This is a genomic window from Alkaliphilus hydrothermalis (genome assembly GCF_016908555.1).
Lineage (GTDB): Bacteria > Bacillota > Clostridia > Peptostreptococcales > Natronincolaceae > Alkaliphilus > Alkaliphilus hydrothermalis.
This window is the reverse complement of the sequence record NZ_JAFBEE010000049.1, coordinates 1-1,662: the sequence shown is the minus strand read 5'-3', so window position 1 is coordinate 1,662 and position 1,662 is coordinate 1. Positions and strand designations below refer to the sequence as shown.

At 32.1% G+C, this 1,662-nt stretch carries 3 protein-coding genes; all 3 read left to right on the top strand.

Annotation, left to right across the window (positions count from 1 at the left end; translation table 11 throughout):
- The first annotated feature begins 180 nt into the window (after positions 1-180).
- A complete protein-coding gene (tnpA, locus tag JOC73_RS15020) occupies positions 181-492 on the top strand; it encodes an IS66 family insertion sequence element accessory protein TnpA (protein WP_204404685.1) in 312 nt (103 codons plus the stop codon).
- The gene (tnpB, locus tag JOC73_RS15015) at positions 486-836 is read left to right on the top strand and encodes an IS66 family insertion sequence element accessory protein TnpB (RefSeq protein WP_204404683.1); all 351 of its coding nucleotides are present in this window, start codon (positions 486-488) and stop codon (positions 834-836) included. Before tnpA ends, tnpB begins: the two co-directional genes overlap by 7 nt.
- A gap of 91 nt (positions 837-927) precedes the next feature.
- Positions 928-1,572, top strand: a complete 645-nt coding sequence (locus tag JOC73_RS15010; protein ID WP_204404681.1) for an IS66 family transposase zinc-finger binding domain-containing protein — start codon at positions 928-930, stop codon at positions 1,570-1,572.
- Positions 1,573-1,662: the final 90 nt, after the last annotated feature.

The window sequence follows — 1,662 nt, the reverse complement described above, 5'->3', positions numbered from 1 at the left end:
TACATTTAGAACACGTTGGTAAGCCGTATGCCTTAGTAGGGCACGTGCGGTTTGATAAGGGGGTAGCTATGAGAATAGCTACCCTACTTTATTATTGGTATGCGTCAAAGAATCTCCGCCTAGTCTACAAGCAGTAGCTTTGTTAAAATACAGATAATAAAGCTCTAAGGAGGGATCTGTTTGGAAAATAAAGCGGTAGCTGTTGACTGGAAAAATATTTTTAAGATGTTTGCTACATATGAAGGGACGATAAAGTCCTTCTGTAAAGAGAATAATATAAGTCTTCACCAATTCTATTACCATAGAAAGGCAGCAAAAAAGAGGGAAATATCTGTATTTCATGCTATTAATTTTAAAGAAGAAGCTACTCCATCTAGTTCATGTTCAACCGAAAACATTAAAATAGAAATAGGCAAAGCTAAAATACATATACCTAGTAATGATAAAGTAGTTCTATCTAATATTCTTGCCATGATTATGGAATCATGTTAAATATAGGAAAAGAAGATAAGGTGTATTTGGCTTGCGGAATAACTGATCTTAGAAAGAATATAGATGGATTATGCATGATTGTACAAACACGGTTTAAATTAGACCCTTTTGAAAAAGCACTATTCGTCTTTTGTAATAAACAAATGAATAAACTTAAAATACTACATTTTGATGATGGATTTTGGCTATATTATCATCGTCTAGAAAGAAATAAATTTAAGTGGCCTATGTCAACAGAAGAAGCCCTAAAGGTTTCAAAAGAAGAATTAAGATGGCTACTTAAAGGATATGAAGTAAGAAATGGTTCCAAATTTAAACCCGTTGAAGAAAGAAATTACTTCTAAAAAAGATACCACAAAACCATTTAAAACAGTGAAATTACAATGGTTTTGTGGTATAATTATTCTATGAGAAAAAAGAAAACGAGGGTGGAAAATGAGTGGTTTAAATTTAGAAAACCAATTAGACGAAAAAACTAAAGAGTTGATTTTAAAGATGGAAGTAGAACTTGAATCTAAGGATACAGAAATAAAATCTAAAGACCAAGAAATAGCAGCTTTAAAGAATGAGTTAGCATATCTTAAAAATCAAATTCTTAATAAAAATAGAAAAATGTTTGGTTCTTCCAGTGAGCAGATGAATTCTATGCAGGTATCATTTTTTGATGAAGCCGAAAATCATAGCAACTTAAAAGTTGAAGAGCCTACCGTTGAAGAAATTACCTACAAAAGAACTAAACCCCTTCAAAATACAGGTAAAAAGGATAACCTAGCAAATCTAGAGAAAGTGGTTGTTAAGCATAAATTAGATGAAGGCCAACAATCCTGTAAGGATTGCTCCAGTGATTTAGTGGTTATCGGTACTAAATCTAAAGAAATCCTTAAATATATACCAGCGAAGCTATATGTAGAAGAACATATTACCTACAGCTACGCCTGCAAAACCTGTGAAGAGAATAATGATCAAGCAAATATAGTTACAACAAAAGCTCCAAGTACCTTACTCCATAAAAGTATGGCATCTAATGAGCTTCTTAGTCATGTAATCAATTTAAAATATCAACATGCAATGCCTCTGTAACTGGCAAGTGTTTTTGGCGAAATTTTGGCAAATAATTTTCCTGAGATTTTTCCAGTTTCACCGCCTTAATGTTTTAACTTACTAAAATAA

Bases quoted from the DNA above. Each gene is read 5' to 3' on its own strand.
- tnpB (WP_204404683.1), top strand. From the start codon at position 486: ATGTTAAATATAGGAAAAGAAGATAAGGTGTATTTGGCTTGCGGAATA.
- JOC73_RS15010 (WP_204404681.1), top strand. From the start codon at position 928: ATGAGTGGTTTAAATTTAGAAAACCAATTAGACGAAAAAACTAAAGAG.